31 protein-coding genes are annotated in these 26,194 nt (G+C 56.4%); 18 read left to right on the forward strand and 13 right to left on the reverse strand.

Annotation, left to right across the window (positions count from 1 at the left end):
- From ACQG0T_RS19060 to ACQG0T_RS19075, 4 genes are read right to left on the reverse strand one after another with little or no spacing between them, the layout of a single operon-like run.
- Entirely contained in the window at positions 1-750 is a 750-nt protein-coding gene (locus ACQG0T_RS19060; RefSeq protein ID WP_017382918.1) for an SDR family oxidoreductase, read from the reverse strand.
- Positions 750-1,772 (reverse strand): aromatic ring-hydroxylating oxygenase subunit alpha, encoded by a 1,023-nt coding sequence (locus tag ACQG0T_RS19065; RefSeq protein ID WP_017692695.1) that lies wholly within the window; start codon positions 1,770-1,772, stop codon positions 750-752. The genes ACQG0T_RS19060 and ACQG0T_RS19065 overlap by 1 nt, the downstream gene beginning before the upstream one ends.
- A gap of 10 nt (positions 1,773-1,782) precedes the next feature.
- Positions 1,783-2,091, reverse strand: coding sequence for a recombinase-like helix-turn-helix domain-containing protein (locus ACQG0T_RS19070; protein ID WP_017382919.1), 309 nt, complete (start codon positions 2,089-2,091; stop codon positions 1,783-1,785).
- Positions 2,088-2,411: a Rieske (2Fe-2S) protein gene (locus ACQG0T_RS19075; RefSeq protein ID WP_003860044.1), complete on the reverse strand. Its 324-nt coding sequence runs from the start codon at positions 2,409-2,411 to the stop codon at positions 2,088-2,090. Before ACQG0T_RS19075 ends, ACQG0T_RS19070 begins: the two co-directional genes overlap by 4 nt.
- Before the next feature lie 415 nt (positions 2,412-2,826).
- On the opposite strand from ACQG0T_RS19075, the gene ACQG0T_RS19080 reads away from it, so the two are divergent.
- A complete protein-coding gene (locus ACQG0T_RS19080) occupies positions 2,827-4,038 on the forward strand; it encodes an MFS transporter (RefSeq protein WP_023295408.1) in 1,212 nt (403 codons plus the stop codon).
- Between the two features lie 3 nt (positions 4,039-4,041).
- Here ACQG0T_RS19080 and speB read toward each other — a convergent pair whose 3' ends face one another.
- The 4 genes from speB to ACQG0T_RS19100 form a co-directional block, all read right to left on the reverse strand.
- Positions 4,042-4,962, reverse strand: a complete 921-nt coding sequence (gene speB, locus ACQG0T_RS19085) for an agmatinase (protein ID WP_017382921.1) — start codon at positions 4,960-4,962, stop codon at positions 4,042-4,044.
- 286 nt (positions 4,963-5,248) lie between these two features.
- A complete protein-coding gene (gene speA, locus ACQG0T_RS19090) occupies positions 5,249-7,225 on the reverse strand; it encodes a biosynthetic arginine decarboxylase (RefSeq protein ID WP_017382922.1) in 1,977 nt (658 codons plus the stop codon).
- Positions 7,226-7,233: 8 nt separating this feature from the next.
- Positions 7,234-7,365: an acid stress response protein YqgB gene (gene yqgB, locus ACQG0T_RS19095; RefSeq protein ID WP_057979949.1), complete on the reverse strand. Its 132-nt coding sequence runs from the start codon at positions 7,363-7,365 to the stop codon at positions 7,234-7,236.
- A 94-nt stretch (positions 7,366-7,459) separates the two neighbouring features.
- Positions 7,460-7,600 (reverse strand): hypothetical protein, encoded by a 141-nt coding sequence (locus ACQG0T_RS19100; protein WP_418235904.1) that lies wholly within the window; start codon positions 7,598-7,600, stop codon positions 7,460-7,462.
- 425 nt (positions 7,601-8,025) lie between these two features.
- Here ACQG0T_RS19100 and metK point away from each other — a divergent pair, with 425 nt between their 5' ends.
- From metK to ruvX, 8 genes are all read left to right on the forward strand, one after another.
- Positions 8,026-9,180 (forward strand): methionine adenosyltransferase, encoded by a 1,155-nt coding sequence (gene metK, locus ACQG0T_RS19105; RefSeq protein WP_003860037.1) that lies wholly within the window; start codon positions 8,026-8,028, stop codon positions 9,178-9,180.
- Between the two features lie 416 nt (positions 9,181-9,596).
- Positions 9,597-10,994: a galactose/proton symporter gene (gene galP, locus ACQG0T_RS19110; protein ID WP_015571832.1), complete on the forward strand. Its 1,398-nt coding sequence runs from the start codon at positions 9,597-9,599 to the stop codon at positions 10,992-10,994.
- A 58-nt stretch (positions 10,995-11,052) separates the two neighbouring features.
- Positions 11,053-11,550, forward strand: coding sequence for a SprT family zinc-dependent metalloprotease (locus ACQG0T_RS19115; protein WP_015571833.1), 498 nt, complete (start codon positions 11,053-11,055; stop codon positions 11,548-11,550).
- Positions 11,551-11,644: 94 nt separating this feature from the next.
- Complete coding sequence (endA, locus tag ACQG0T_RS19120) at positions 11,645-12,352, forward strand: deoxyribonuclease I (RefSeq protein ID WP_003860034.1); 708 nt, start codon at positions 11,645-11,647, stop codon at positions 12,350-12,352.
- A gap of 51 nt (positions 12,353-12,403) precedes the next feature.
- Complete coding sequence (gene rsmE, locus ACQG0T_RS19125; protein ID WP_271040455.1) at positions 12,404-13,135, forward strand: 16S rRNA (uracil(1498)-N(3))-methyltransferase; 732 nt, start codon at positions 12,404-12,406, stop codon at positions 13,133-13,135.
- Between the two features lie 31 nt (positions 13,136-13,166).
- Positions 13,167-14,114, forward strand: a complete 948-nt coding sequence (gene gshB, locus ACQG0T_RS19130; RefSeq protein WP_023295410.1) for a glutathione synthase — start codon at positions 13,167-13,169, stop codon at positions 14,112-14,114.
- A 74-nt stretch (positions 14,115-14,188) separates the two neighbouring features.
- Positions 14,189-14,749 (forward strand): YqgE/AlgH family protein, encoded by a 561-nt coding sequence (locus tag ACQG0T_RS19135; protein WP_006811924.1) that lies wholly within the window; start codon positions 14,189-14,191, stop codon positions 14,747-14,749.
- Positions 14,749-15,165 (forward strand): Holliday junction resolvase RuvX, encoded by a 417-nt coding sequence (ruvX, locus tag ACQG0T_RS19140; RefSeq protein WP_006811925.1) that lies wholly within the window; start codon positions 14,749-14,751, stop codon positions 15,163-15,165. Before ACQG0T_RS19135 ends, ruvX begins: the two co-directional genes overlap by 1 nt.
- Before the next feature lie 9 nt (positions 15,166-15,174).
- On the opposite strand, the gene ACQG0T_RS19145 is transcribed toward ruvX, so the two are convergent.
- Positions 15,175-16,155, reverse strand: a complete 981-nt coding sequence (locus ACQG0T_RS19145) for a type IV pilus twitching motility protein PilT (protein WP_023295411.1) — start codon at positions 16,153-16,155, stop codon at positions 15,175-15,177.
- Positions 16,156-16,172: 17 nt separating this feature from the next.
- Between ACQG0T_RS19145 and ACQG0T_RS19150 the strand changes: the two genes are divergently transcribed.
- The 6 genes from ACQG0T_RS19150 to ACQG0T_RS19175 are packed head-to-tail and all read left to right on the forward strand — an operon-like array spanning position 16,173 to position 19,912.
- Positions 16,173-16,874: a YggS family pyridoxal phosphate-dependent enzyme gene (locus ACQG0T_RS19150; protein ID WP_015571837.1), complete on the forward strand. Its 702-nt coding sequence runs from the start codon at positions 16,173-16,175 to the stop codon at positions 16,872-16,874.
- Between the two features lie 21 nt (positions 16,875-16,895).
- Positions 16,896-17,462 (forward strand): YggT family protein, encoded by a 567-nt coding sequence (locus ACQG0T_RS19155; RefSeq protein ID WP_015571838.1) that lies wholly within the window; start codon positions 16,896-16,898, stop codon positions 17,460-17,462.
- On the forward strand, positions 17,459-17,755 hold the full coding sequence (gene yggU / locus ACQG0T_RS19160) for a DUF167 family protein YggU (RefSeq protein WP_003860023.1): 297 nt from the start codon (positions 17,459-17,461) through the stop codon (positions 17,753-17,755). The genes ACQG0T_RS19155 and yggU overlap by 4 nt, the downstream gene beginning before the upstream one ends.
- Positions 17,756-17,758: 3 nt before the next feature.
- Positions 17,759-18,352, forward strand: a complete 594-nt coding sequence (locus ACQG0T_RS19165) for an XTP/dITP diphosphatase (RefSeq protein ID WP_023295413.1) — start codon at positions 17,759-17,761, stop codon at positions 18,350-18,352.
- A complete protein-coding gene (gene hemW, locus ACQG0T_RS19170; RefSeq protein ID WP_017382926.1) occupies positions 18,345-19,493 on the forward strand; it encodes a radical SAM family heme chaperone HemW in 1,149 nt (382 codons plus the stop codon). Before ACQG0T_RS19165 ends, hemW begins: the two co-directional genes overlap by 8 nt.
- A 56-nt stretch (positions 19,494-19,549) precedes the next feature.
- Positions 19,550-19,912: an endonuclease domain-containing protein gene (locus tag ACQG0T_RS19175; RefSeq protein WP_023295414.1), complete on the forward strand. Its 363-nt coding sequence runs from the start codon at positions 19,550-19,552 to the stop codon at positions 19,910-19,912.
- A gap of 159 nt (positions 19,913-20,071) precedes the next feature.
- On the opposite strand, the gene ACQG0T_RS19180 is transcribed toward ACQG0T_RS19175, so the two are convergent.
- The 3 genes from ACQG0T_RS19180 to trmB are packed head-to-tail and all read right to left on the reverse strand — an operon-like array spanning position 20,072 to position 21,891.
- Complete coding sequence (locus ACQG0T_RS19180) at positions 20,072-20,788, reverse strand: DUF2884 domain-containing protein (RefSeq protein ID WP_015571842.1); 717 nt, start codon at positions 20,786-20,788, stop codon at positions 20,072-20,074.
- A 57-nt stretch (positions 20,789-20,845) separates the two neighbouring features.
- Positions 20,846-21,172, reverse strand: coding sequence for a YggL family protein (locus tag ACQG0T_RS19185; RefSeq protein WP_003862421.1), 327 nt, complete (start codon positions 21,170-21,172; stop codon positions 20,846-20,848).
- Positions 21,172-21,891, reverse strand: coding sequence for a tRNA (guanosine(46)-N7)-methyltransferase TrmB (gene trmB / locus ACQG0T_RS19190; RefSeq protein WP_015571843.1), 720 nt, complete (start codon positions 21,889-21,891; stop codon positions 21,172-21,174). Before trmB ends, ACQG0T_RS19185 begins: the two co-directional genes overlap by 1 nt.
- Before the next feature lie 144 nt (positions 21,892-22,035).
- Here trmB and mutY point away from each other — a divergent pair, with 144 nt between their 5' ends.
- The 3 genes from mutY (at position 22,036) to mltC (ending at position 24,588) form a co-directional block, all read left to right on the forward strand.
- The gene (gene mutY, locus ACQG0T_RS19195) at positions 22,036-23,088 is read left to right on the forward strand and encodes an A/G-specific adenine glycosylase (RefSeq protein ID WP_169802915.1); all 1,053 of its coding nucleotides are present in this window, start codon (positions 22,036-22,038) and stop codon (positions 23,086-23,088) included.
- Between the two features lie 26 nt (positions 23,089-23,114).
- Positions 23,115-23,387, forward strand: coding sequence for an oxidative damage protection protein (locus tag ACQG0T_RS19200; protein ID WP_003862425.1), 273 nt, complete (start codon positions 23,115-23,117; stop codon positions 23,385-23,387).
- A gap of 124 nt (positions 23,388-23,511) precedes the next feature.
- A complete protein-coding gene (gene mltC, locus ACQG0T_RS19205) occupies positions 23,512-24,588 on the forward strand; it encodes a membrane-bound lytic murein transglycosylase MltC (protein WP_017382930.1) in 1,077 nt (358 codons plus the stop codon).
- Between the two features lie 276 nt (positions 24,589-24,864).
- On the opposite strand, the gene ACQG0T_RS19210 is transcribed toward mltC, so the two are convergent.
- Positions 24,865-26,072, reverse strand: a protein-coding gene (locus tag ACQG0T_RS19210) for an IS3 family transposase (RefSeq protein WP_087776199.1) whose coding sequence is annotated in 2 segments (ribosomal slippage) — positions 24,865-25,751 and positions 25,751-26,072 — 1,209 coding nt in all. Because the reading frame shifts where the segments join, the coding sequence is not laid out codon by codon here.
- Between the last annotated feature and the right edge of the window lie 122 nt (positions 26,073-26,194).

The following is a 26,194-nucleotide window of genomic DNA, read 5'->3' on the forward strand; positions in this document are numbered from 1 at the left end:
TTAGTTAAAGACAAAACCGCCGTTGACCGGGATCAGCTGTCCGGTGATAAACCTCGACAGATCGCTTAACAGCCAGACCACGCTGCCGGTGACATCTTCCGGCTGCTGCGCGCCGGTTAACGCGCGTCCGTTTTCGTAGAGCTGATGCCGTTCGGCGGGGACATATTCCGTCGCCTCGACGCGGGTTAGCCCCGGTGCGATGGCGTTGATCCGGATACGTTTTTCCCCCAGTTCGCGCGCCATAGAACGGGTCATGGCAATCACGGCCCCCTTGCTGGCGACGTAGGCCATCAGGCGCGGCGCGCCCCACAGCGCGGTGTCGGACGCGACGTTCACAATGCCTGCCCCTTCGCGCAGCAGCGGCACGGCGGCGCGCGTCACCAGCCAGGTGCCTTTGACATTGACGCTCATCACCCGATCCCAGAGATCCGGATCGTAATCAAGCATGTTTTTGCCGCCCACGCCCGTTGCCATCGCCGCGTTGTTGACCAGGCCGTCAATCTGCCCTTGCTCGCCAATGGCGCTGAACACCTGGTCGATAGAGTGCTGATCGGCCAGATCGATAACGTGCGATTCGATCGCATAGCCCTGCTCGCGCAGCCGGTGGGCACTCTCGGCCAGCTCGCCTTTGAGGATGTCGCACATCACCACCGCCGCGCCCTGCTCCGCGCAGGCCTGGGCAAAGTGGTAGCCCAGCCCGCGCGCGGCGCCGGTCACCACGATGCGCTTGCCGCTTAGCAGCCCATTCATCAGGCGGCTCCCTGCTGTGCTTCACGCATCGCCAGCTGCTCTTTGGCGGCCTTTTGCATCATGCGGCGCAGGCGCGAGAGGCCAACGTCGTGCTGATACAGGTATTCATGATCGCGCGCGTTTGGCGCCAGGCTTTCCAGCACCACACGGTCCTGCTCCAGCACTTCCCAGTGCAGTTTTTCCAGACGGTTGCGGTACATGAAGCGCCACATATCGCGCTGCCAGCCCTGCACGCGGCGGATGCGCCAGAAGAAGACGCGGCAGTTGTCGTTATCTTCCGGCACCACCATGCCGACGATAAAGAAGTGGCCGCCCGGTCCGAAGCGCTTCTTGTAAGGAATAGAGAGGCGCATCCAGCAGGTGCCGCTGTTGCCCAGCTCCACCCAGTCAAAATTGACGCCGCTCTGCCCTTTCTTCTCGAAAATAAAACCGGTTTTAGTCGGCTGGAGCACCATGTCGGCCTTGCGATCCCCTTCCGCCATCGAGTGCGACGAGGAGTGCAGATAGGTGCCGTGCATCGGGTCCATCACGTTTTCCAGCGCGTACTGGTAATTGCATTTCCACGCGGCGGTGCAGAGGAAGTTGCTGAAGTTTTCCGTGTCGGCGAGTTCATCCGGGAAGGTCAGTTCGTCCGGCTGCTGGTCCGCGGTGACGCCAAACCAGAGGAAGATGGCGCCGTGCGCCTCCTGCACGTTATAGCTGCGCACGCACTGCTGGCCGACCAGCGGGCATTTGTCCACGGCGGGCACGTCTTTCACCTCGCCGTTGCCCGCCACCTCAACGCCGTGATACCAGCAGGCAATGCGGTCCCCGAGGTTCCAGCCCATCGACAGGCGCGCACCGCGATGCGGACAGCGGTCCTCCAGCGCCTGAACCTGGCCATCTTTATTGCGCCAGACCACAATCTGCTCGCCCAGGCGGGTGATGCCCACCGGCGCAGACTGCACTTCCCAGCTCGCCAGCACCGGATACCAGAGGCCGCGCAGGCCTTTATCCAGATAATGTTGTACGGTCGTCGTCATCGCGTTGCCCTCAGTAGCCGTTAACCTGTAAGAATGCCTGGAAGCTGGCGTCGCTCCACGGCTCGCCCTGCTGGTCGTGCATACGCACCGCGTTCAGCCCGCTTACCAGCTCCGGCAAAGTTTCAACGCCCTGCTCGAAGAGATCTTCCAGCGTCGCAATCAGCTTCACTTCCCAGCTTTCCGGCTCGCGGCTGCGGGTCTGCCAGATCAGGTTGGTGTAATCACCCGGCTTATGAATGGCGCCATTACCGCCCTCTGCCGGCGGGGTAAACTGGCGGCTTTCCGGCAGCGCCGGGTTGTAGTTCAGCGTGTCGCTCATGCCACGGTCTCCTCAACGAAGGTAATCTGAATCTGGTTTTCAAAAACCCGAACCGGGTAACGATTGAGGTTGCGACCACCGGGGCCGTGCAGACACTGGCCGGTTTTGACGTCGAACACCGCCTCGTGCAGCGGGCATTCCACCTTGCCGTCTTCCACGAAGCCCTGACTCAGCAGGGCATAGGCGTGCGGGCATACGTCCTCCAGCGCGTAATATTCACCGTCGATCAGGTAAACGCCGATCTCTTTACCGTCGACGTTGCCGCTAAAAGGGAAATCTTCCTGTACTTGCTCTGCGTCACATACGCCTATCCAGCTCATCACGATCCTCCAGGCTTTTGTTTCATATATGAAACTCTGTTTCTTATTTAATACGGTCAATATAAAAGCGATGAATGTTTCGTCAAGCGACAATGTGACGAATTTGTTAATCGATCGGCAATTAATTAACTAAGTGTGCAAGGGATCACGAAAAAATGCAGCGATATGAAATTTTCATTATTGCAGCGTGAGAAATACGTTTTTTTAATGGTCTCTTATTTTCAATAAAAGATATTGACTTCTTTTCTTTTTACTCTCTAAAAATAAATGAACGTCACCTCTTTCGCGTTTCACCTGTGAAACGAATTTTTAATTTATCTTTAATAAACAAAGAGTTTCACAGGTGAATCATTTTAGCCCCGTGACAATCACATTGATGAAAAATATAAGTTACAAAAAACGTAAGGCGGACATGATGACGGCAAGATGGCAAGGCACGATTGCGCTTTTATTACTCATTATTATTTCCTACGTCGATCGGGTAAATATCTCGGTAATGATTTTAAACCCGGAATTTGCCGAACATTTTCAGTTAAATGAAAACAGAATGTTACAGGGCCTGCTCATGACCTGCTTTCTTCTGGGTTATGGATTTTCCGCTTTATTATTAACGCCGGTTATTGAAAGCAAACTTCATTATCGGCAGGGATTATTAAGCAGCATTGCGATTTGGGCCGCGGTCTGCGCGGCTTCACCTTTGCTCGGCTCGCTGACGGGAATGCTCTTCGCCCGCGTGATTCTGGGGATCGCGGAGGGACCGCTTTTTTCACTGAAAACGCGCTTTATCAGCGATAACTTTAGCGCGCAAGAGATCGGCAAACCCAACGCCGTGACCGCGCTGGGCGTCTCGCTCGGGCTGGCCGTGGGCTTTCCGCTGGTGACCTGGCTGATGTCGCATCTGGGCTGGGCCGGATCGTTTTATGCACTGGCGGCAATCAACCTTCTCCTCGGCGGCGGCTTAATCTGGCGTTTTCTGCCCGCGCCGCGCAAGCTCCCGACCGCGAAAAAGCCGGGGTTTGTTCACACCTTCACGTTGGCCTGGCAGACGCCGCTGCTGGGCTGGATCATGGTGGTTGAAATCGCCACCCTGAGCTATCTCTGGGGGAGCAGCGCCTGGTTACCCGCGTGGCTGCGTGACGAGCACCACTTCTCGCTGCATGCCACGGGCTGGCTTGCGGCGATCCCCTTCCTGCTCAGTCTGGGGTCAAAGTTTCTGGGTGGCGTGCTGCTCGATAAAATGCGTCCGGAACAGGCACCGGTACTGTTTGTGGTGGGCGGTACGTTGACGGCACTCTCCGTGATCGCACTGATGCTCAGCCATCAGCCCGCATGGCTGGCGCTCTTTATGCTGTCTGCCAACGTGTTCTGGGGGCTTCAGGGAGCGGCTATTCCTGCGGTAATCCAGCATCACGCCGCCCGGGACGCCGTGGGCAGCGCTTACGGCATAATCAATGGGATCGGCAATATCTGCGCGGCGTTTATTCCGCTGCTGATGGGGATGGTGATGAGATCGGTGGGGTCGGTCAGTTCAGGCTTTTCGGTGCTGGTCGTCTCGCAGGTTGTCACCCTGCTTGCCGGGGGAATGTTGCTGCTGCGCATGCGGCGCGCAGCAGCAATCAGCGCGTAAGGCTTATTCGCCTTTTTTCGCCGCCTGGATGTAGAGCATTTCCAGCGCCAGGGTCGCCGCGGCCAGCGCGGTGATCTCGGACTGGTCATAGGCCGGAGCCACTTCCACCACGTCCATCCCGACGATGTTCAGATCCTTCAGGCCGCGCACCAGCTTGATGGCGCGGTCTGATGTCAGGCCGCCGATCACCGGCGTACCGGTACCCGGTGCGAATGCCGGATCCAGGCAGTCGATATCGAAGGTCAGATAGACAGGCATGTCGCCGACGATCTGCTTAACCTGAGCCAGAATATCGTCCACGCCGCGATCGTTCACCTGGCCCGCGTCGAGTACGGTGAAGCCGTTGTCTTTGTCGAACTCGGTGCGGATGCCGATCTGCACGGAGTGGTTTGGATCGATCAGGCCTTCTTTCGGCGCGGTATAGAACATGGTGCCGTGGTCGAATTCACAGCCGTTCGCGTAGGTGTCGGTGTGCGCATCGAAGTGCACCAGCGCCATTTTGCCGAAGTGCTTCGCGTGGGCGCGCAGCAGCGGCAGGGTCACGAAGTGGTCACCGCCGAAGGAGAGCATGCGTTTACCGGCCGCCAGCAGCTTCTCGGCGTGCGCCTGCAATTTTTCGCTCATCTCACGCGCGTCGCCGAAGGCGTACACCAGATCGCCGCAGTCCACCACGTTCAGGCGCTCGCGCATGTCGAAGTTCCACGGGAAGCGGTTGTGCTCCCAGGCCAGGTTGGTGGAAACCTGACGGATCGCCGCCGGGCCATGACGTCCCCCCGCGCGACCGGACGTTGCCATGTCGAACGGTACGCCGGTGATCACCCAGTCCGCATCGCTGTCGTACGGCTGGAAGTTCATCGGAAGGCGTAAAAAACCAAACGCGTTAGATACCAGAGAGTTATCGTACTGATGACCTAAAGTGCTCATGTCCTGACCTCTTATAAAGTCGATACATTAAAAACAGATGAAAAAAAATCCCCTCCGCGTCGTTAAACCCGACGAGGAAGGGATTGATTCGTAAATCGCATATTGGGGCGAATTATCGCCGTTAATTCATACGGGTTCAAGTGAGTATAGCATTCTGCCGGATGGCGGCTTCGCCTTCTCCGGCGTACATTCGTAGGCCCGGTAAGCGCAGCGCCACCGGGCATCGGCGGCACAGCGGCCTGATGCCCTCACCCCGCCCCTCTCCCACAGGGAGAGGGGGGTTTTCTTACTCGTCTTCCAGATACGTATACCCGTACAGACCCGCTTCAAACTCTTCCAGGAACTGCTGCTGCAAGGCATCGTCCAGACCGGTGTTTTTCACCTGATCGCGGAACTGGGTGAGCAGTTTTTTCGGATCCAGTTGAACGTATTCGAGCATGTCCGCCACGGTGTCCCCTTCGTCGGACAGCTCAACCTCCACGCTGCCGTCAGGGAAGACAAACACGTCAACCGCTTCGGTATCACCGAACAGGTTGTGCATGTTGCCGAGGATCTCCTGATACGCCCCCACCATAAAGAAGCCCAGCATTGGCGGGTTCTCCGGATCGTACTCCGGCATTGGCATCGTCGTTGCGATACCGTCGCCGTCGACGTAGTGGTCGATTGCGCCGTCGGAGTCACAGGTGATGTCCAGCAGCACGGCGCGGCGTTCCGGGGCGTGGTTCAGCCCTTCCAGCGGCAGAACCGGGAACAGCTGGTCGATACCCCAGGCATCCGGCATCGACTGGAACAGGGAGAAGTTGACGTACATTTTGTCCGCCATACGCTCCTGCAACTCGTCGATAATCGGACGGTGCGCGCGGTTGCTCGGGTCGAGCTGTTTCTGCACTTCGTGGCACATATTCAGATAGAGCTGCTCGGCCCACGCGCGCTCTTGCAGGCTGAAGGTGCCTGACGAGTAGCCGACGTGAATATCGTGCAGGTCCATCTGGCTGTCGTGCAGCCATTCGCGCAGGGAACGACGCGTGCCCGGCTCGTGCATCTCCTGCCAGGTTTCCCACATGCTTTGCAGGGAACGTGGGGCATCGTCTGCCGGAGGCGTGGCTTCGGTGATTTCGCTACGCTCAACGCCGATGATGTTAGAGACCAGCACCGTATGGTGCGCGGTGACCGCGCGGCCGGATTCGGTGATCACCGTCGGGTGCGGCAGGCCGTGCTCTTCGCAGGCATCGCCAATCGCCCATATGATGTTGTTGGCATATTCGTTCAGGCCATAGTTTACCGAGCAGTCAGACTGCGAGCGGGTCCCTTCGTAGTCCACGCCCAGGCCGCCGCCCACGTCAAAGCACTGAATATTCACGCCGAGCTTATGCAGCTCAACGTAGAAACGCGCCGATTCGCGCACGCCCGTGGCGATGTCGCGAATATTCGCCATCTGCGAGCCGAGGTGGAAGTGCAGCAGTTGAATGCTGTCGAGACGACCGCGTTCGCGCAGAATTTCCACCAGCTGAAGCACCTGGTTCGCCGCGAGGCCGAACTTGGATTTTTCACCGCCGGAGGACTGCCACTTACCGGAACCCTGCGATGCCAGACGCGCACGCACGCCAAGGCGTGGGATCACGTTCAGACGCTCGGCCTCTTCCAGCACGATCGCGATTTCGGTCATCTTCTCGATCACCAGATAGACCTTGTGGCCCATCTTCTCGCCAATCAGCGCCAGACGAATGTATTCGCGGTCTTTATAGCCGTTACAGACGATCACCGACCGGGTCATGCCCGCGTGCGCCAGAACCGCCATCAGCTCCGCTTTAGAGCCTGCTTCCAGGCCCAGCGGCTCGCCGGAGTGGATCAGGGACTCAATCACGCGACGGTGCTGATTGACCTTGATCGGGTAAACGAGGAAATAGTCGCCGTTATAACCATACGATTCCCGCGCGCGTTTGAACGCGGCATTAATAGAACGCAGGCGATGTTGCAGGATCTGCGGGAAGCAGAACAGTGCAGGCAAGCGCTGACCCTGCGCTTCACGGGTTTTCACCAGTTTAGCGAGATCCACGCGCGCTTCCGGGACGTCCGGATCCGGGCAGACACTGATGTGGCCCAGCTCGTTAACGTCGTAGTAGTTATTGCCCCACCAGGCAATATTGTAAGTGCGCAGCATCTTGCTGGCTTCCTGGGAGCTCATCGCAACCTCCTGCATAGAACGTAGTACACCCTGTTCGCCTGCTGACGAAGGCGAAAGCGAAGACATGTCGTCAGACATAGCGAACCTCAACTCTTTGTATTAAGTGTAAAACAGTTGACTACTATCGCAGCGTTATACGGCGATAACAACCCATTAACGGCTCCATTTCCCAGCAGAGTATGCTGAAATCCAGACCGTGCGACCGGTTTCTTATTCATATCATTGTAAAACACGTATCCGAACTCTGTATGACAAGGTTCGGCGAAACCACGAGAAAACTCCTGTATTAACAAGAGCGCCCTTGTTCAGTTTTCACAAAGCGTGACCGGCTCTGGAATCCTGAGAAGCACCGAGATGGGTATAACATCGGCAGGTGTTTAGACCAGAAGTGCGGGTGGGAATCAAATGCGCGCCAGAACGGCTGCGCTGAATGAGCGGAAAACGATGGTTCATTATCTCGTATCACCTCCACGGCCGCCTCTGCTGAAACGGACCACAAGCCAAAGCTAAAAGTTCACTGCTTAACCCGGCTGGAAGTGGCGACACGATGTGTTCATCGAGCGCTTATTTTATATGAGCCGCGCGCCGCGTTTTATACCGAGAAGGTCGCTAAAAAGCAAAACAAAAATGCGCATGTTGCCAGCGTCGTCAGGAAAAATTTCCAGCAGCGTTTTCAACACAGTGAGAGGTGAGTCAAAAAAAACTGGAAATCGGGTGAAGAAGTGACCTAAAATAGACGTCCAGATGTTAATCCATCCATACCGATTAACACTCAGACTGCCAGTGTCAAAATCCTGTAGGCCTTGGTAGAATTATCTCCTATGGCTATTCCACACAGCAGCTTGAGCTAACCAAATTCCTCTTAGGTGAAATAAAACATGGCAAAACACCTGTTTACGTCCGAGTCCGTATCAGAAGGACATCCTGATAAAATTGCTGACCAAATCTCCGATGCGGTGCTGGATGCGATCCTCGCGCAGGATCCAAAGGCGCGCGTAGCGTGTGAAACCTATGTCAAAACCGGCATGGTTCTGGTTGGCGGTGAGATCACCACCAGCGCATGGGTTGATATCGAAGAGATCACCCGTAACACGGTGCGTGAGATTGGCTATGTACATTCTGATATGGGCTTTGATGCCAACTCCTGCGCCGTACTGAGCGCGATTGGCAAACAGTCTCCGGATATCAACCAGGGCGTTGACCGTGCCGATCCGCTGGAACAGGGCGCGGGTGACCAGGGCCTGATGTTCGGCTACGCAACCAACGAAACCGACGTGCTGATGCCAGCGCCGGTAACCTACGCCCATCGTCTGGTGCAGCGTCAGGCTGAAGTGCGTAAAAACGGCACCCTGCCGTGGCTGCGTCCGGATGCGAAAAGCCAGGTGACCTTCCAGTATGACGACGGGAAAATCGTCGGTATCGATGCAGTGGTTCTTTCCACGCAGCATGCGGAAGAGATTGACCAGAAATCCCTGCAAGAAGCGGTGATGGAAGAGATCATCAAGCCGGTTCTGCCAACTGAATGGCTGAGCTCTGCGACCAAATTCTTCATCAACCCAACCGGACGCTTTGTTATCGGCGGCCCAATGGGTGACTGCGGTCTGACCGGTCGTAAAATCATCGTAGATACCTACGGCGGCATGGCACGTCACGGCGGCGGCGCATTCTCCGGTAAAGATCCGTCTAAAGTTGACCGTTCTGCGGCGTACGCTGCACGTTATGTGGCGAAAAACATCGTTGCTGCCGGTCTGGCTGACCGCTGTGAGATCCAGGTTTCCTACGCCATCGGCGTGGCTGAGCCAACCTCCATCATGGTGGAAACCTTCGGTACTGAAAAAGTGCCTTCTGAACAGCTGACCCTGCTGGTGCGTGAGTTCTTCGACCTGCGTCCATACGGTCTGATTCAGATGCTGGATCTGCTGCACCCAATCTACCAGGAAACCGCAGCGTACGGTCACTTTGGCCGCGAACATTTCCCATGGGAAAAAACCGACAAAGCCGCCCTGCTGCGTGATGCTGCCGGTCTGAAGTAATCGACTGCCAGTAGCTTAAACAGGCCAGCCGTTGTGCTGGCCTTTTTTATGTCGGGTGGCGGCTATGCCTTACCCGACTTACGAGTAGTGAGTTTTTGTAGGCCGGGTAAGGCGCAGCCGCCACCCGGCAATGTTTGGAACCGTTTACACCTCACTCTCTATACCCCGCTTTCAGAATATTCTCTTTGCATGATCGCATTTCTTCTGCTGTTACATTCCCTTTCAGTTAAGTCTGAAATTTGTGCAAACGCGATGCACATCAATTAATTTACCTCTATATTTTCAAAGCTTTAATTATTTTTACGGTTACAAGCCAGTGTAACCGATTACACCGTTGTGATTTGACTCACATATTTTTATGAGCCGCTCACCTACTCTTAATATCGTAAAAACTGATAACCCAACTGGAGGGCATAATGCCTGACAATAATAAACAGGGGCGTACGTCCAATAAGGCAATGACGTTCTTCGTCTGCTTCCTCGCCGCTCTGGCAGGATTACTCTTTGGCCTGGATATTGGCGTAATTGCCGGTGCATTACCTTTCATCACCGATGAGTTCCAGATTAGCGCACACACTCAGGAATGGGTGGTTAGCTCCATGATGTTCGGTGCCGCCGTCGGCGCGGTCGGCAGCGGCTGGCTCTCCTTTAAGCTCGGGCGTAAAAAAAGCCTGATGATCGGCGCGATCCTGTTCGTTGCCGGCTCACTGTTCTCTGCCGCTGCGCCTAACGTTGAAGTGCTGATCATCTCCCGCGTGCTGCTCGGTCTGGCAGTGGGCGTGGCGTCTTATACTGCCCCGCTGTACCTGTCTGAAATCGCGCCGGAAAAAATCCGCGGCAGCATGATTTCCATGTATCAGCTGATGATCACCATCGGTATTCTGGGGGCTTATCTCTCGGATACCGCATTCAGCTACAGCGGCGCATGGCGCTGGATGCTGGGCGTAATCATCATTCCTGCCATCCTGCTGCTGATTGGCGTTTTCTTCCTGCCAGACAGCCCGCGCTGGTTTGCCGCCAAACGCCGCTTCCATGATGCCGAACGCGTGCTCTTACGCCTGCGTGATACCAGCGCCGAAGCCAAAAACGAGCTGGAAGAGATCCGCGAAAGCCTGAAGGTCAAACAGTCCGGCTGGGCGCTGTTCAAAGAGAACAGCAACTTCCGCCGCGCGGTGTTCCTCGGTGTGCTGTTACAGATCATGCAACAGTTCACCGGGATGAACGTCATCATGTATTACGCGCCGAAAATCTTCGAACTGGCGGGCTACACCAACACCACCGAGCAGATGTGGGGCACCGTGATCGTCGGCCTGACCAACGTGCTGGCGACCTTTATCGCTATCGGTCTGGTGGACCGCTGGGGACGTAAGCCAACCCTGACGCTGGGCTTCCTGGTGATGGCCGTCGGGATGGGCGTGCTGGGTACCATGATGCACATGGGCATTCATTCCCCAACGGCACAGTACTTCGCCGTGGCGATGCTGCTGATGTTTATCATTGGGTTTGCGATGAGCGCCGGTCCGCTGATTTGGGTGCTGTGCTCTGAGATCCAGCCGCTGAAAGGGCGTGATTTTGGTATCACCTGTTCTACCGCAACCAACTGGATTGCCAACATGATCGTCGGCGCAACGTTCCTGACCATGCTCAATACCCTGGGTAACGCCAATACCTTCTGGGTCTACGCCGGTCTGAACCTGTTCTTTATCGTTCTCACTATCTGGCTGGTTCCTGAAACCAAACATGTTTCACTGGAACACATTGAACGTAACCTGATGAAAGGTCGTCCTCTGCGCGAAATCGGCGCACACGACTGATCCTCCTGCGGGAGGCGCCTCTTGCGCCTCCCCGCTTCCCGCTTTATGCTCTGCCCCTATGAAAGCTCCCCGTCTCCCCATCGCCATTCAGCAAGCCGTCATGCGCAGCCTGCGGGAAAAACTCGCCCAGGCCAACCTGAAGCTCGGCCGCAATTATCCTGAACCGAAGCTGGTCTATCAGCAGCGTGGTACCGCGGCAGGCACCGCCTGGCTGGAATCGTATGAGATCCGCCTGAATCCGGTGCTGATGATGGAAAACCAGCAGGCGTTTATCGACGAAGTCGTCCCGCACGAACTGGCGCACCTGCTGGTGTGGAAACACTTTGGCCGCGTCGCGCCGCACGGCAAAGAGTGGAAATGGATGATGGAGGCGGTGCTCGGGGTTCCGGCTCGCCGCACCCATCAGTTCGAGCTGGAATCGGTACGCCGCAATACCTTCCCCTACCGCTGCCAGTGTCAGCAGCACCAGCTTACCGTCCGCCGCCATAACCGCGTGGTGCGCGGCGAGGCGACCTATCGCTGCGTTAAATGCGGCGAACCGCTGGTTGCGGAATAATCAACTGAACTTTCAGGAACTTTCCTGATCTGACTGATTGCATACGGGAACAACATTCGTTACGTTGCGGGCTCGTTTTGACACGGAGTGTAAGATGTCCCGTAATGTTTCTCTCGCGGTCGCTTTTCTGGCGACAGCGCTCTCCGGCCATGCTCTGGCCGACGGTATTCACAGTTTCTCTCAGGCAAAAACCGCGGGCGTAAAGATTAACGCCGACGTACCGGGTGATTTCTACTGCGGCTGTAAAATTAACTGGCAGGGTAAGAAAGGGGTCGTGGATCTGGGATCCTGCGGCTATAAGGTGCGCAAGAACGAGAATCGCGCCAGCCGAATCGAATGGGAACACGTTGTTCCGGCCTGGCAGTTTGGCCACCAGCGCCAGTGCTGGCAGGACGGTGGACGTAAAAATTGCGCCAAAGATCCGGTCTACCGCCAGATGGAAAGCGATATGCACAACCTGCAACCCGCCGTGGGTGAGGTCAATGGCGACCGCGGAAACTTCATGTACAGCCAGTGGAACGGTGGCGAAGGCCAGTACGGTCAGTGCGCCATGAAGGTCGATTTCAAAGAGAAAGTCGCCGAACCGCCTGCCCGCGCGCGCGGCAGCATCGCCCGCACTTATTTCTATATGCGCGACCGCTACGATCTCAATCTTTCCCGCCAGCAGACGCAGCTCTTCAATGCCTGGGACAAGCTCTACCCGGTAACGGACTGGGAATGCCAGCGCGACGAACGTATCGCCAAAGTCCAGGGGAATCATAACCCTTACGTCCAGCGGGCTTGCCAGGCGCAAAAGAGCTAACCTACACTACGGCAATTCGCTTATATCGCATGACACATGGAATTTCTGACTATGCGCATCCCTCGCATCTATCACCCTGAACTGATTACCCCAGGCGGCGAAATCGCCCTGTCTGATGATGCCGCAAACCATGTAGGTCGCGTGCTGCGCATGGGGGCAGGCCAGGCGATTCAGCTCTTTGACGGCTCTAATCAGGTTTTCGACGCTGAAATTACGCGCGCCGATAAAAAAAGCGTGCACGTGAAGGTGCTGCGTGGCGACGTGGACGACCGGGAATCCCCGCTGCACATTCACCTGGGCCAGGTGATGTCGCGTGGGGAAAAGATGGAGTTCACCATTCAGAAATCCATTGAACTGGGTGTAAGCCTCATTACGCCACTTTTTTCTGAGCGCTGCGGCGTTAAACTGGATGCGGAACGTCTGAACAAAAAGATCCAGCAGTGGCAAAAAATTGCCATTGCGGCCTGCGAACAGAGCGGCCGCAACCGTATCCCTGAGATCCGCCCGGCGATGGATCTGGAGGACTGGTGTGCAGAAGAGGAAAGCGGGCTTAAGCTCAATCTTCATCCGCGCGCCAGCGTCAGCATCAATACGCTGCCGCTGCCCGTTGAGCGTGTACGCCTGCTGATTGGCCCGGAAGGCGGCCTGTCGGCTGACGAAATTGCCATGACGGCGCGTTACCAGTTTACTGATATTCTGTTGGGACCTCGCGTTCTGCGCACTGAGACAACGGCACTCACCGCCATTACCGCGCTACAGGTGCGATTTGGCGATCTGGGTTGAAGCAAAGCCTGACCCATAACCGGAGAAGAAGATGATTAAGCTCGGCATCGTGATGGACCCCATCGCAAACATTAACATCAAGAAAGACTCCAGCTTCGCTATGCTGCTGGAAGCGCAGCGTCGCGGCTATGAACTCCACTATATGGAGATGAACGATCTTTACCTGATCAACGGTGAAGCCCGCGCACGCACCCGCATCGTTAACGTCGAGCAGAACTACGAAAAATGGTACGAATTCGGTACCGAGCAGGATATTGCCCTGGCCGACCTTAACGTGATCCTGATGCGTAAAGATCCGCCGTTCGACACCGAATACATTTACGCCACCTATATCCTTGAGCGTGCCGAAGAGAAAGGAACGCTGATCGTCAACAAGCCGCAGAGCCTGCGCGACTGCAACGAGAAGCTCTATACCGCATGGTTCTCTGACCTGACGCCGGAAACGCTCGTCACCCGCAGCAAAACGCAGCTGAAAGCATTCTGGCAGAAGCACGGCGACATCATCATGAAGCCGCTGGACGGCATGGGTGGCGCGTCGATCTTCCGCGTGAAAGAGGGCGATCCGAACATTGGCGTGATTGCCGAAACGCTGACCGAGCTGGGAACCCGCTACTGCATGGCGCAGAACTATCTGCCGGCCATTAAAGACGGCGACAAGCGTGTGCTGGTCGTAGACGGCGAGCCGGTGCCTTACTGCCTGGCGCGTATCCCGCAGGGAGGGGAAACCCGTGGCAACCTGGCGGCTGGCGGCCGTGGCGAACCGCGTCCGTTAAGCGAAAGCGACTGGGAAATTGCCCGCCGCGTCGGCCCTACGCTGAAAGCCAAAGGCCTGATCTTCGTCGGCCTCGATATCATCGGCGATCGCCTGACCGAAGTGAACGTCACCAGCCCGACCTGCATTCGTGAAATCGAAGCGGAATTCCCGATCTCGATCACCGGAATGCTGATGGACGCTATCGAAAAACGTTTACAGAAATAACCTGTGACAGCGCCTGTGTTTATCCCCATACTGGGCGCTGTCGCTTTTTAAACCAGGAAACAGTACCTCTGACAATGAATTTACAGCATCACTTTCTTATTGCCATGCCTGCTCTCCAGGATCCGATTTTCCGCCGCTCCGTGGTCTATATTTGCGAATACAACGAAGACGGCGCGATGGGGATTATCATCAATAAGCCGCTGGAAAACCTCCAGGTGGAAGGCATTCTGGACAAGTTGAAAATCCCTGCTGAAGCGCGGCTGCCGGAAATCCGTCTCGATAAACCGGTGATGCTCGGCGGCCCGCTTGCAGAAGATCGTGGCTTTATCCTGCATACCCCGCCGGTTTTCTCGTCCAGCATTCGTATCTCCGATAACACCGTCGTCACCACCTCTCGCGACGTGCTTGAAACGTTGGGCACTGCCAGTCAGCCTTCTGAGGTGCTGGTTGCGCTCGGCTACGCCTCCTGGGAAAAAGGGCAGCTGGAACAAGAAATTCTGGACAACGCCTGGCTGACAGCCCCTGCGGATATGAATATCCTGTTTAAAACCCCTATCGCCGATCGCTGGCGTGACGCGGCAAAACTGATTGGCATTGATATTCTGACCATGCCTGGCGTTGCGGGGCACGCGTAATGAGCGGCACCCTTCTCGCCTTCGACTTCGGCACCAAAAGCATCGGCGTCGCTGTGGGTCAACGGATCACCGGCACCGCCCGCCCGCTCACGGCGCTGAAAGCTAACGACGGCACGCCGGACTGGAACCTTATTGAGCGCTTGCTCAAAGAGTGGCAGCCGGACGACGTGATTGTCGGCCTGCCGCTAAACATGGACGGCACCGAGCAACCGCTTACCGCCCGCGCGCGCAAGTTCGCGAACAAAATCCATGGCCGCTTTGGCGTCTCCGTTAAGCTGCACGATGAACGTTTGAGCACCGTCGAGGCACGCGCTGGCCTGTTCGAGCACGGTGGCTTCCGGGCGTTGAACAAAGGCAGCGTGGATTCAGCTTCAGCCGTCATTATTCTCGAAAGCTATTTCGAACAGGGTTACTGAGCGCCGGGGCTACAGCCGCCCCTGCGCCCGTCGCTCCGCCAGACTCTGCTCAAAGTTCTGCATTCCCGCCTGCTGCCCCGTTTGAATAATGCCCGGCAGTTGCCAGGTTTTGCCTTCGCGGATCAGGTTTGCCGCCGCCGAGGTATTCACCAGTAGCTCATACAGCGCCACGCGCCCGCCCTGGACATCCTGACGTAGCTTCTGCGCCAGGACCGCACGCAGGCTTCCCGCCAGCTGATTACGCACCGGATCTTTCTCCTGCGCTGGAAAGGTGTCGACCAGGCGCTCGATCGCCTGCGCCGCGCCGCGCGTATGCAGCGTGGCTAACACCAGATGGCCGGTTTCCGCCGCCGTCAGCGCCAGGCGTATCGTCTCGCTGTCGCGCAGCTCACCAAGCAGAATCACATCCGGATCTTCACGCAGCGCGCTGCGCAGCGCCTCGGCAAAGGACGGGCTGTGCTGGCCTATCTCCCGCTGCTGGATCAGGCAACGTTCGCTCTGGAACATAAACTCCACCGGATCTTCCAGGGTCAGAATATGCCCGTCCGTCTGGTGATTGAGGAAATCGACCATCGCGGCCAGGGTGGTCGATTTCCCGCTGCCGGTGGCGCCGGTGACCAGAATCAGGCCATTGTCATTGGACAGCAGCTCCGGGATCGCTCGCGGCACACCTAACGCAGAGAGCTGCGGGCACGTCAGCGGCAACAGCCGCAGCGCAATCGAAACGCCGTGCATATGGTTAAACGCACTGCCGCGCAGCCGCTGACGGCCTGCGAGGGTAACGGCAAAATCCACCTGCCCGTTTGCCCACCATGCGCCCTGCTGTTCGTCGTTGAGCCACGCTTTTAATAACGCCTCCACATCCGGGGGCGGAAACGGCGCAGGTTCAAGACGGCCTGACCTGCGCCAGCGCGGTGGCGAATCACTGCACAGGTGTAGATCGGAGACGTTATGCTTTACACTAAGGGCCACAATTTCTTCCACATCCATAGACTACTCCTCGGAAAATGAACGACATTGCGCATAACCTGGCACAGGTCCGGGACAAAATCTCAGCCGCGGCAACGCGTTGCGGCCGTGCTCCAGAAGAAATTACGTTGCTTGCAGTCAGCAAAACTAAGCCTGCGAGCGCCATCGCAGAAGCGATAGCCGCCGGTCATCGTGCCTTTGGTGAAAACTATGTGCAGGAAGGCGTGGATAAAATTCGTGCTTTCCGGGAACGGGGAAATACAGACCTGCAATGGCACTTTATCGGTCCGCTACAGTCGAACAAAAGCCGTCTGGTAGCAGAGCACTTTGACTGGTGCCACACCATCGATCGTCTGCGCATCGCTACCCGTCTTAGCGACCAGCGCCCGGCGGAGATGCCAGCGCTTAACGTGCTGATTCAAATCAACATCAGCGATGAAAACAGCAAGTCCGGCATTACGCTGGGCGAACTGGATGCGCTGGCGGCGGACGTGGCGGCGCTGCCGCGCTTAACCCTGCGCGGGCTGATGGCTATCCCGGCGCCAGAGTCAAGTTATGAAAGGCAGTTTGCCGTGGCACAGCAAATGGCTGTAGCATTTGAGGCGCTTAAGGCGCGCTATGACACGGTAGACACGCTTTCTCTGGGCATGTCGGACGATATGGAAGCCGCCATCGCGGCAGGCAGCACCATGGTGCGCATCGGCACGGCAATTTTCGGTGCGCGCGATTACCCCCAATAATAAGGAAACCTGAGGAACGCCATGAAGACGTTGACTTTCCTGCTTTCAACGGTCATTGAACTGTATACGATGGCGCTGCTGTTGCGCGTCTGGATGCAGTGGGCCCGTTGTGATTTTTACAATCCATTCTCACAATTTATCGTGAAAATCACGCAGCCCGTTGTGGGGCCGCTTCGCCGCGTCATTCCGGCAATGGGGCCAATTGACAGTTCATCTCTGCTGATGGCGTTTATTCTGAGCGTTATCAAAGCGATCGTGCTGTTTATGGTCATCACTTTCCAGCCGATTATCTGGATTTCAGCCGTTCTGATCCTGGTTAAAACCGTCGGCTCGCTGATCTTCTGGGTCCTGCTGGTGATGGCGATCATGAGCTGGGTAAGCCGGGGCCGTAGCCCGGTGGAGTACGCGTTGATTCAGCTGACTGAACCGTTGCTGCGTCCGATTCGTAGCCTGCTGCCTGCAATGGGCGGAATCGACTTCTCCCCGATGCTTCTCGTTCTGCTGCTGTACGTGCTGAATATGGGTATCGCGGAACTGTTACAGGCGACGGGTAATATGCTGCTGCCGGGGCTGTGGATGGCGTTATGAGTGCAGTTAGCCCCTGCGCCGACGGGCTGGTTTTACGGCTGTACATTCAGCCGAAAGCCAGCCGCGACAGTATTGTTGGGCTGCATGGCGACGAGCTAAAAGTCGCCATCACTGCCCCGCCGGTTGACGGCCAGGCGAATGCGCATCTGACCAAATATCTGGCTAAACAGTTTCGCGTCGCTAAAAGCCAGGTCATCATTGAGAAAGGTGAACTTGGCCGGCATAAACAGGTAAAAATCCTTAACCCGCAATCTATCCCGACGGAAGTCGCGGCTCTGACAGAACAGGACTAAACCATGCAGAAAGTTGTTCTCGCCACCGGTAACGCCGGTAAAGTGCGCGAGCTGGCCTCGCTATTAAATGATTTTGGGCTGGACGTGGTCGCTCAGACCGAGCTGGGCGTGGACTCCGCCGAAGAGACCGGCCTGACGTTTATCGAAAACGCCATTCTGAAAGCGCGCCATGCGGCGCAGATCACCGGCCTGCCCGCGATTGCTGATGACTCCGGTCTGGCCGTGGATTTTCTGGGCGGTGCGCCGGGGATTTACTCCGCCCGCTATTCCGGGGTGGACGCCACCGACCAGCAGAATCTGGAAAAGCTGCTTGTGGCCCTGAAAGACGTCCCTGACGAACAGCGTACCGCGCAGTTCCACTGCGTGCTGGTCTACATGCGTCACGCGGAAGATCCCACGCCGATTGTCTGTCACGGCAGCTGGCCGGGCGTGATCACCCTTGAAGCGGCGGGCAACGGCGGCTTTGGTTACGACCCAATTTTCTTTGTCCCGACCGAGGGAAAAACCGCTGCGGAACTCACCCGCGAAGAGAAAAGCGCGATCTCCCACCGTGGACGCGCCCTGAAACTGTTACTGGAAGCACTGCGTAATGGCTAATTTGCCGCCTCTGAGTCTTTATATTCACATCCCATGGTGCGTGCAGAAATGCCCGTACTGCGATTTCAACTCGCACGCGCTGAAGGGCGAAGTGCCGCACGATGATTACGTCGCGCATCTGCTGGCCGATCTGGATGCCGATGTATCGTACGCACAGGGACGTGAAGTGAAGACCATTTTTATTGGTGGCGGTACACCGAGCCTGCTTTCAGGCCCGGCGATGCAGACGCTGCTGGATGGCGTGCGCGCACGCCTGAACCTGGCAGTGGATGCTGAAATTACGATGGAAGCCAACCCCGGTACCGTTGAGGCCGACCGTTTTGTCGAGTATCAGCGTGCGGGCGTGAACCGTATCTCTATCGGCGTGCAGAGCTTTAGCGAGCCAAAGCTGAAGCGTCTGGGGCGTATCCACGGCCCGGAAGAGGCAAAGCGCGCGGCAAACCTGGCAACGGGGCTTGGGCTGCGCAGCTTTAACCTCGACCTGATGCATGGCCTGCCGGATCAGTCGCTCGAAGAAGCGCTGGACGATTTGCGTCAGGCGATTGAACTGAATCCGCCGCATCTGTCGTGGTATCAGCTGACCATTGAGCCTAACACCCTGTTTGGTTCCCGTCCTCCGGTGCTGCCGGACGATGACGCGCTGTGGGATATCTTCGAGCAGGGCCACCAGCTTTTGACCGCGGCGGGGTATCAGCAATACGAAACGTCGGCGTATGCGAAGCCGGGCTATCAGTGTCAGCACAATCTGAACTACTGGCGTTTTGGTGATTATCTGGGAATTGGCTGCGGCGCACATGGCAAAGTGACCTTCCCGGACGGACGCATTCTGCGTACCGCCAAAACGCGTCACCCGCGCGGGTATATGGAAGGCCGCTACCTGGAGCGTCAGCACGACGTCGAGGCGGCGGATAAGCCGTTTGAGTTCTTTATGAACCGCTTCCGTCTGCTGGAAGCCGCACCGCGCGCGGAATTTACGCGTTATACCGGGCTGCCGGAGTCAGTGATTCGTCCGCAGATTGACGAGGCGCTGGCGCAGGGGTATCTGACCGAGTGTGATGAGTCCTGGCAGATCACCGAGCACGGCAAGCTGTTCTTAAACTCCCTTCTTGAGCTGTTCCTCGCTGAAAATCCTGAAGGCTGATTCAGAATTTTACATCCCGTTCTGCTGGCTGAGGGAAAGGCTGGCAGAGTGTGGGGATGGAAATTACTCGTTCTTATGCAAAACAGCTCAGACGCGAGCTGACACAGGAAGAAAGGCGGCTTTGGTATTTACTGCGCAGCCGCCGTTTCGAAAATTATAAATTTCGCCGACAGCACCCGGTAGGTCACTACATTCTGGATTTCGCCTGTTGCGCGGCTCGGCTGGCCGTTGAGCTAGATGGCGGACAACATGATGAAAAGCTGGAATACGATCGACAAAGGACATTGTGGTTAAACCATAAGGGCTGGCACGTTATTCGATTCTGGAACAACGAACTCTGGAATAACGAAGAGGCGGTGTTAGAAAGGATCCTTGAAACGCTGCAAGCGCTGCAACCCTCACCCCGGCCCTCTCCCTGAAAGGGAGAGGGGGCAAACCATCCCCTCGCCCCTTTAGGAAAAGGGTTAATGTGAGGGCGCAAACTATTCCCTCGCCCCTTTAGGGAAAGGGTTAAAGTGAGGGAGCAAACTATTCCCTCGCCCCTTTGGGGAGAGGGTTAGGGTGAGGGGCTAAGTGAATTACTTCAGCGTCCCCACCAGCGCCTTCCGGCTGTCTTCCAGCGACACCACGCGTTTACACACGTCTTTGCCGAACTGCTGGAAATCGGCTTCCTGATTCTTCCACTCGTTCTGAATCGAGGTTTGCAGTCCGCCCAGGCTACCCAGTACACCCTGCAACGGATTACCGCCACCCTTCAGCACCGCTTTGGCGCCCATCTCGTTGATGCTGTCCTGGAGAATGCCGCCCATCGCCTGGTTCACCAGCTGCTGACCGTCGGCACGCACCTGATCGATCGCCTTATAGTGGAACGTCAGGCCATCAGAGCGCGTCTCGATAATACGGTTCATCTGCTCTTTCAGCTGTTTATCCAGCTTCGTCAGGCGGGTGCGCATATTGCTGCTCTCCCCCACCTCTTTGGTGATGATTTTATCCAGCGCCACGCGGCTCTTTTCAACGCGGGTCAGCGCGCCATCGTTGATCCAGGGCAGCGCGGTACGCAACTCGGCCTGGTAGTCCATCGCCTGCTCGCGCTGGGCGGCCGTCAGGTTTTGCGGTTTGCCGTTAAAGGTCACGTTGCCATCCGGCGTAATCACCAGATTGCCATTCTCGCCCTTAACCTGCACGGTTTGCGGACTCAGCACCACGTCATCACGCGGGGTGACGCTACATTTATACTCCGCATGGGCGGTGGTTCCGATTGCCAGTAAAGCAACAGCCAGCAACGTTTTGCGCATCTTTAACACTCCCTCAGACAAAATGGGCCAGCTAATGCTGGCCCCGTTCTTGCTTTATTAGTCCCACCAAACGTCGAAAAGTTCGCTAACGCGGACATCTTCCAGTTTGTGGTCTTCAAGCCATTTGCGTACCAGCGCCTGATGCTCTTCGGTGCATTTCCCCACTTCCTGGGTGCAAATCAGACCTTCCCACGCCAGATAGCCGCTACCGTCGAAGGCCAGCTTGTTTGGCTCGATCACCTCGTTGATGAACGCATCAACGTCCTGATCGATCTGCTCAACGCTGGTGCCTTCCGGGAAGCGCCAGGCAACGGAGAAGCCCACTTCCTGGAATTCTTCGATGTGCATCTTTTTACGCAGACGACGGCTACGATTCTTTGCCATTATTTCACCCTCTCGAACATTAAGTCCCATACGCCGTGACCAAGACGATGGCCACGTTGTTCAAATTTTGTCACCGGACGTGAATCTGGACGCGGTACGTAGTCGTTGCTTTCAGACTGATTTTTATACCCGTCCAGGGACGACATCACTTCCAGCATATGTTCCGCATAAGGTTCCCAGTCGGTCGCCATGTGGAAGACGCCGCCCAGCTTAAGCTTGCTTTTCACCAGCTCGGCAAACGGTGCCTGAACGATACGGCGTTTATTATGACGCGCTTTGTGCCATGGGTCAGGGAAAAAGAGCTGAACCATGTTCAAAGAATTGTCAGGAATCATTTTGTGCAGCACTTCCACCGCGTCGTGACACATGACGCGCAGGTTCTCAACGCCCTCTTCGTGGGCCGTTGCCAGGCACGCGCCGACGCCCGGCGAGTGTACTTCGATACCGAGGAAGTTCTGCTCCGGGCGCGCTTTTGCCATGGTCACCAGCGAGGTGCCCATGCCAAAACCAATCTCCAGCGTCACTGGCGCGTCGCGGCCAAACAGGTCGGTGAAGTCGAGCGGTTGCTCGCTGAACTCAACGCCCATCACCGGCCAGTAGTTGTCCAGCGCGTGTTGCTGCCCTTTTGTCAGGCGCCCCTGACGGCGGACAAAGCTGCGAATACGGCGCAGCGGGCGACCGTTTTCATCAAATTCCGGTGAAATGACGTCGTTTTTCATAAAAGAGTTGTCTGCTTGTGAGAATGTTCGGGAAACGGGCATTATCCAAAGTTAAGGCTTCTATGCAAGCATGGGAAAGATCCGGTTTACAGCAGATTGACGCTGTGCTGCAATCTGCGTCCCTGATTAAGCGAATCGATGACCATGCAAGCCTCTCAATTTTCAGCCCAGGTGCTGGACTGGTACGACAAATACGGGCGTAAAACCCTGCCCTGGCAAATTGAAAAAACGCCGTACAAAGTATGGCTCTCCGAGGTGATGTTGCAACAAACGCAGGTCGCGACGGTCATTCCTTACTTCGAGCGTTTTATGGCGCGCTTCCCGACAATCACCGATCTGGCCAACGCGCCGCTGGACGAGGTACTGCACCTGTGGACAGGCCTCGGCTATTACGCCCGCGCGCGCAACCTGCACAAAGCCGCACAGCAGGTCGCCACCCGCCACAACGGTAAATTCCCGGAGACCTTTGACGAGGTGGCGGATTTGCCCGGCGTCGGGCGTTCAACCGCAGGCGCAATCCTCTCCCTCTCTTTAGGCAAACATTTCCCTATTCTCGACGGCAACGTCAAGCGCGTGCTCGCACGCTGCTACGCCATAGATGGCTGGCCGGGCAAGAAAGAGGTTGAGAAACGCCTGTGGGAGATCAGTGAAGCGGTCACTCCGGCGAAAGGGGTGGAGCGTTTTAACCAGGCGATGATGGATCTGGGCGCGATGGTCTGCACCCGTTCAAAACCGAAGTGCGAACTTTGCCCGGTAAACAACCTCTGCGTGGCGTATGCGAACCACACCTGGGCGCAGTATCCGGGGAAAAAACCGAAGCAGACGCTGCCTGAACGCACCGGGTACATGCTGCTGATGCAGCATGGCGACGAGGTGTTTCTCGCTCAGCGCCCGCCGAGTGGCCTGTGGGGTGGTCTATACTGCTTCCCACAGTTTGAGGATGAAGCCTCGCTTCGGGCATGGCTTGAACAGCGCGGCATTGCGGCCGATACCCTGACGCAACTCAACGCGTTCCGTCATACCTTCAGCCATTTCCATCTGGATATTGTGCCGATGTGGCTTCCCGTGTCCTCATTCACGTCGTGCATGGATGAAGGCAACGCTCTCTGGTATAACTTAGCGCAACCGCCATCAGTCGGGCTGGCGGCTCCCGTGGAGCGCCTGTTACAGCAATTACGTGTCGGTGCAATGGTTTAGCATCGGCAAGACAAAGAGGAATGAGTATGGCCAGAACCATTTTTTGTACTTTCCTACAGCGCGACGCTGAAGGCCAGGATTTCCAGCTCTACCCGGGCGACCTGGGTAAGCGCATTTACAACGAGATCTCCAAAGAAGCCTGGGGACAGTGGCAGAAGAAGCAGACCATGCTGATCAACGAGAAAAAGCTCAGCATGATGAACCCGGAACACCGCAAACTGCTGGAGCAGGAGATGGTGAACTTCCTGTTCGAGGGTAAAGACGTCCATATCGAAGGCTATACGCCACCGGAAAAATAATACTCTGCGGCTGCTGCCCGGCGGCGCTGCGCTTGCACGGGCCTACGGTTTTGTAGGCCGGGTAAGCGCAGCGCCACCCGGCAACAGCAACCCCAAAGCAAACACAACACGCACTCCCGGAATGATGAAAAAACTTTTAGCGCTAGCCCTTGTTGCGCCGTTGCTTGTGTCTTGTTCTTCCAAAAAAGGCGATGAATACAACGAAGCCTGGGTAAAGGACACCAACGGTTTTGACATTTTGATGGGGCAGTTTGCCCACAACATCGAGAACATATGGGGATTTAACGAAGTTCTTATTGCCGGACCGAAGGACTACGTTAAGTACACTGACGCCTATCAGACCCGTAGCCACATCAACTTCGATGACGGTACGATTACGGTTGAAACCATCGCAGGGACTGAACCTGCGGCGCATTTACGTCAGGCCATCATCAAAACCCTGCTGATGGGCGACGATCCGGGGTCTATCGACCTCTACTCTGATGCCGATGACATCACCATCTCCAAAGAGCCGTTTCTGTATGGCCAGGTCGTTGACCAGACCGGTCAGCCGATCCGCTGGGAAGGCCGCGCCACGAAATTTGCCGACTACCTGCTGCAAACGCGCCTGAAAAGCCGCACCAACGGCCTGAAAGTGATCTACAGCGTCACGATCAACCTGGTGCCGAACCACCTCGACAAGCGTGCGCATAAGTATCTGGGCATGGTGCGTCAGGCGTCGCGTAAGTATGGCGTGGATGAGTCGCTGATCCTGGCGATTATGCAGACCGAGTCCTCGTTCAACCCCTACGCGGTAAGCCGTTCCGACGCGCTGGGGCTGATGCAGGTTGTACAGCACAGCGCCGGTAAAGACGTGTTCCGCGCACAGGGGAAATCCGGCACACCGAGCCGCAGCTACCTGTTCGATCCGCAAAGCAACATTGATACCGGTACGGCCTATCTGGCGATGCTGAACAATGTCTACCTGGGCGGGATTGATAACCCAACCTCACGCCGCTATGCGGTGATCACCGCCTATAACGGTGGCGCGGGCAGCGTGCTGCGCGTCTTCTCAAATGACAAAGTGCAGGCCGCGAACATCATCAACAGCATGGCGCCGGGGGATGTCTACTCAACCCTCACCACCCGCCACCCGTCTGCGGAATCACGCCGCTATCTGTATAAGGTGAATACGGCGCAGAAGAACTACCGTCGCCGCTAGAAAACTACCCCTCACCCTGCCCTCTCCCAGAGGGAGAGGGTATTCAAGTTCCCTCTCCCTCTGGGAGAGGGTTAGGGTGAGGGGACATCAGACCGCACCCATCTCATCCCACCCATACGAAAATGCTATTTGCATCACAATCCAGACTGCAAATTAATGTGGATTGCATTTTTTTGCGGGAGGTAACAAAACATATCGTTGCCAACTGATAGAATTGCATCAAATAACAACCCTGAATGTGATCTTGACCCGCCATTTCCGGACAGCTTTTGTATCTTAAGTTAACGATGCCCGCTGCCGCCGGTATTCTCTCGGAGAGTGATATCCCAGCGCACTATGCGGGTGATTTTCATTGTAATGCGTGAACGCCGCTGCAAGGTTTCGCAGGGCTGTTCTCACATCCGGTTTCGGCATGAACGCGATATAGTCTTCCTTCATCGTCTTCACGAACCGTTCGGCCATGCCATTGCTCTGCGGGCTGCTCACCGCTGTTGTACATGGCTCCAGATTCAGCTCTTTGGCGAACCTCCGCGTTTCATGCGCGGTATATGCTGAACCGTTGTCCGTCAGCCACTGCACCGCTGTGTCGGGCAGCCTGTCGCCGAAGCGCTTTTCCACCGACCTCAGCATCACATCCTGCACGGTCGAACTGTCATAGCCTCCCGTGCTTGCTGCCCAGTCTATGGCCTCACGGTCGCAGCAGTCCAGCGCGAACGTTACCCGCAGTTTTTCGCCGTTGTCGCAGCCGAACTCGAAGCCATCTGAACACCAGCGCATATCGCTTTCTGCCACCGCTATCTTGCCCTTATGTTCACGCTTCGGTCGCTCTGGTTTGTGATGCAACAACAACAGGTTATGCTCGCTCATTATCCTGTAAAGCCGTTTGGCATTCACAGGTGGCTGTCCCTCTGTGCGACGTTGCTTGCGCAGGATGCCCCACACGCGTCGATAACCATAACTCGGCATATCGCTGATAATGTTGAGGATAGCCGACAGTATTTCTGCGTCTGCTTCTTCATTACGCCGGTTACAGCGCCTGTCCTGCCAGTCGGCAGAACGGTTAATCCGCAGTGACAGTTGCGCACGCGACACGCCCATGGTCCGGCTGACCATGGCTATTCCCCGTCCTTTGGCAACAAGGGCGCGTGCGCTATCCATTTTCGCGACTGACCGTACTCCACGGCTTCTTTCAGGATCTCAACTTCCATCGTCTTCTTGCCCAGAAGGCGCTGAAGCTCCCGGACCTGCTTCAGAGCAGCAGTAAGCTCAGAAGCAGGAACGACTTCCTCTCCAGCCGCAACGGCGGTGAGGCTGCCTTCCTGATATTGCTTCTTCCACTTAAACAGCAGGCTGGGCTGGATACCATGCAGGCGGGCGACATGGGAGACATTCATACCCGGCTCCATCGTCTGCTGGATAATGGCGATCTTCTCCTGAGGAGTTTTACGTTTACGGACTTCTTGCCCTAACAGGATCCCGGTCATCTCAAAATTGGTGTTAGTGTTAGACATATATTCAAGCCTATCTCTTATCTGGAGATACAGCTACTGTCTGGTGTTTCAGGGGGCTACATCATAACAACCCTGAATGTTCCCAAAACAACATA

Origin of the sequence: Enterobacter cloacae complex sp. 302F9 (assembly GCF_050030335.1) — a bacterium.
Classification (GTDB): Bacteria; Pseudomonadota; Gammaproteobacteria; order Enterobacterales; family Enterobacteriaceae; genus Enterobacter; species Enterobacter hormaechei_C.

Excerpts from the sequence above, each read along its gene's own strand:
- ACQG0T_RS19060 (WP_017382918.1), bottom strand. The coding sequence starts at position 750 with ATGAATGGGCTGCTAAGCGGCAAGCGCATCGTGGTGACCGGCGCCGCG.
- ACQG0T_RS19065 (WP_017692695.1), bottom strand. The coding sequence starts at position 1,772 with ATGACGACGACCGTACAACATTATCTGGATAAAGGCCTGCGCGGCCTC.
- ACQG0T_RS19070 (WP_017382919.1), bottom strand. The coding sequence starts at position 2,091 with ATGAGCGACACGCTGAACTACAACCCGGCGCTGCCGGAAAGCCGCCAG.
- ACQG0T_RS19075 (WP_003860044.1), bottom strand. The coding sequence starts at position 2,411 with ATGAGCTGGATAGGCGTATGTGACGCAGAGCAAGTACAGGAAGATTTC.
- ACQG0T_RS19080 (WP_023295408.1), top strand. The coding sequence starts at position 2,827 with ATGACGGCAAGATGGCAAGGCACGATTGCGCTTTTATTACTCATTATT.
- speB (WP_017382921.1), bottom strand. The coding sequence starts at position 4,962 with ATGAGCACTTTAGGTCATCAGTACGATAACTCTCTGGTATCTAACGCG.
- speA (WP_017382922.1), bottom strand. The coding sequence starts at position 7,225 with ATGTCTGACGACATGTCTTCGCTTTCGCCTTCGTCAGCAGGCGAACAG.
- yqgB (WP_057979949.1), bottom strand. The coding sequence starts at position 7,365 with ATGAATAAGAAACCGGTCGCACGGTCTGGATTTCAGCATACTCTGCTG.
- ACQG0T_RS19100 (WP_418235904.1), bottom strand. The coding sequence starts at position 7,600 with ATGAACCATCGTTTTCCGCTCATTCAGCGCAGCCGTTCTGGCGCGCAT.
- metK (WP_003860037.1), top strand. The coding sequence starts at position 8,026 with ATGGCAAAACACCTGTTTACGTCCGAGTCCGTATCAGAAGGACATCCT.
- galP (WP_015571832.1), top strand. The coding sequence starts at position 9,597 with ATGCCTGACAATAATAAACAGGGGCGTACGTCCAATAAGGCAATGACG.
- ACQG0T_RS19115 (WP_015571833.1), top strand. The coding sequence starts at position 11,053 with ATGAAAGCTCCCCGTCTCCCCATCGCCATTCAGCAAGCCGTCATGCGC.
- endA (WP_003860034.1), top strand. The coding sequence starts at position 11,645 with ATGTCCCGTAATGTTTCTCTCGCGGTCGCTTTTCTGGCGACAGCGCTC.
- rsmE (WP_271040455.1), top strand. The coding sequence starts at position 12,404 with ATGCGCATCCCTCGCATCTATCACCCTGAACTGATTACCCCAGGCGGC.
- gshB (WP_023295410.1), top strand. The coding sequence starts at position 13,167 with ATGATTAAGCTCGGCATCGTGATGGACCCCATCGCAAACATTAACATC.
- ACQG0T_RS19135 (WP_006811924.1), top strand. The coding sequence starts at position 14,189 with ATGAATTTACAGCATCACTTTCTTATTGCCATGCCTGCTCTCCAGGAT.
- ruvX (WP_006811925.1), top strand. The coding sequence starts at position 14,749 with ATGAGCGGCACCCTTCTCGCCTTCGACTTCGGCACCAAAAGCATCGGC.
- ACQG0T_RS19145 (WP_023295411.1), bottom strand. The coding sequence starts at position 16,155 with ATGGATGTGGAAGAAATTGTGGCCCTTAGTGTAAAGCATAACGTCTCC.
- ACQG0T_RS19150 (WP_015571837.1), top strand. The coding sequence starts at position 16,173 with ATGAACGACATTGCGCATAACCTGGCACAGGTCCGGGACAAAATCTCA.
- ACQG0T_RS19155 (WP_015571838.1), top strand. The coding sequence starts at position 16,896 with ATGAAGACGTTGACTTTCCTGCTTTCAACGGTCATTGAACTGTATACG.
- yggU (WP_003860023.1), top strand. The coding sequence starts at position 17,459 with ATGAGTGCAGTTAGCCCCTGCGCCGACGGGCTGGTTTTACGGCTGTAC.
- ACQG0T_RS19165 (WP_023295413.1), top strand. The coding sequence starts at position 17,759 with ATGCAGAAAGTTGTTCTCGCCACCGGTAACGCCGGTAAAGTGCGCGAG.
- hemW (WP_017382926.1), top strand. The coding sequence starts at position 18,345 with ATGGCTAATTTGCCGCCTCTGAGTCTTTATATTCACATCCCATGGTGC.
- ACQG0T_RS19175 (WP_023295414.1), top strand. The coding sequence starts at position 19,550 with ATGGAAATTACTCGTTCTTATGCAAAACAGCTCAGACGCGAGCTGACA.
- ACQG0T_RS19180 (WP_015571842.1), bottom strand. The coding sequence starts at position 20,788 with ATGCGCAAAACGTTGCTGGCTGTTGCTTTACTGGCAATCGGAACCACC.
- ACQG0T_RS19185 (WP_003862421.1), bottom strand. The coding sequence starts at position 21,172 with ATGGCAAAGAATCGTAGCCGTCGTCTGCGTAAAAAGATGCACATCGAA.
- trmB (WP_015571843.1), bottom strand. The coding sequence starts at position 21,891 with ATGAAAAACGACGTCATTTCACCGGAATTTGATGAAAACGGTCGCCCG.
- mutY (WP_169802915.1), top strand. The coding sequence starts at position 22,036 with ATGCAAGCCTCTCAATTTTCAGCCCAGGTGCTGGACTGGTACGACAAA.
- ACQG0T_RS19200 (WP_003862425.1), top strand. The coding sequence starts at position 23,115 with ATGGCCAGAACCATTTTTTGTACTTTCCTACAGCGCGACGCTGAAGGC.
- mltC (WP_017382930.1), top strand. The coding sequence starts at position 23,512 with ATGAAAAAACTTTTAGCGCTAGCCCTTGTTGCGCCGTTGCTTGTGTCT.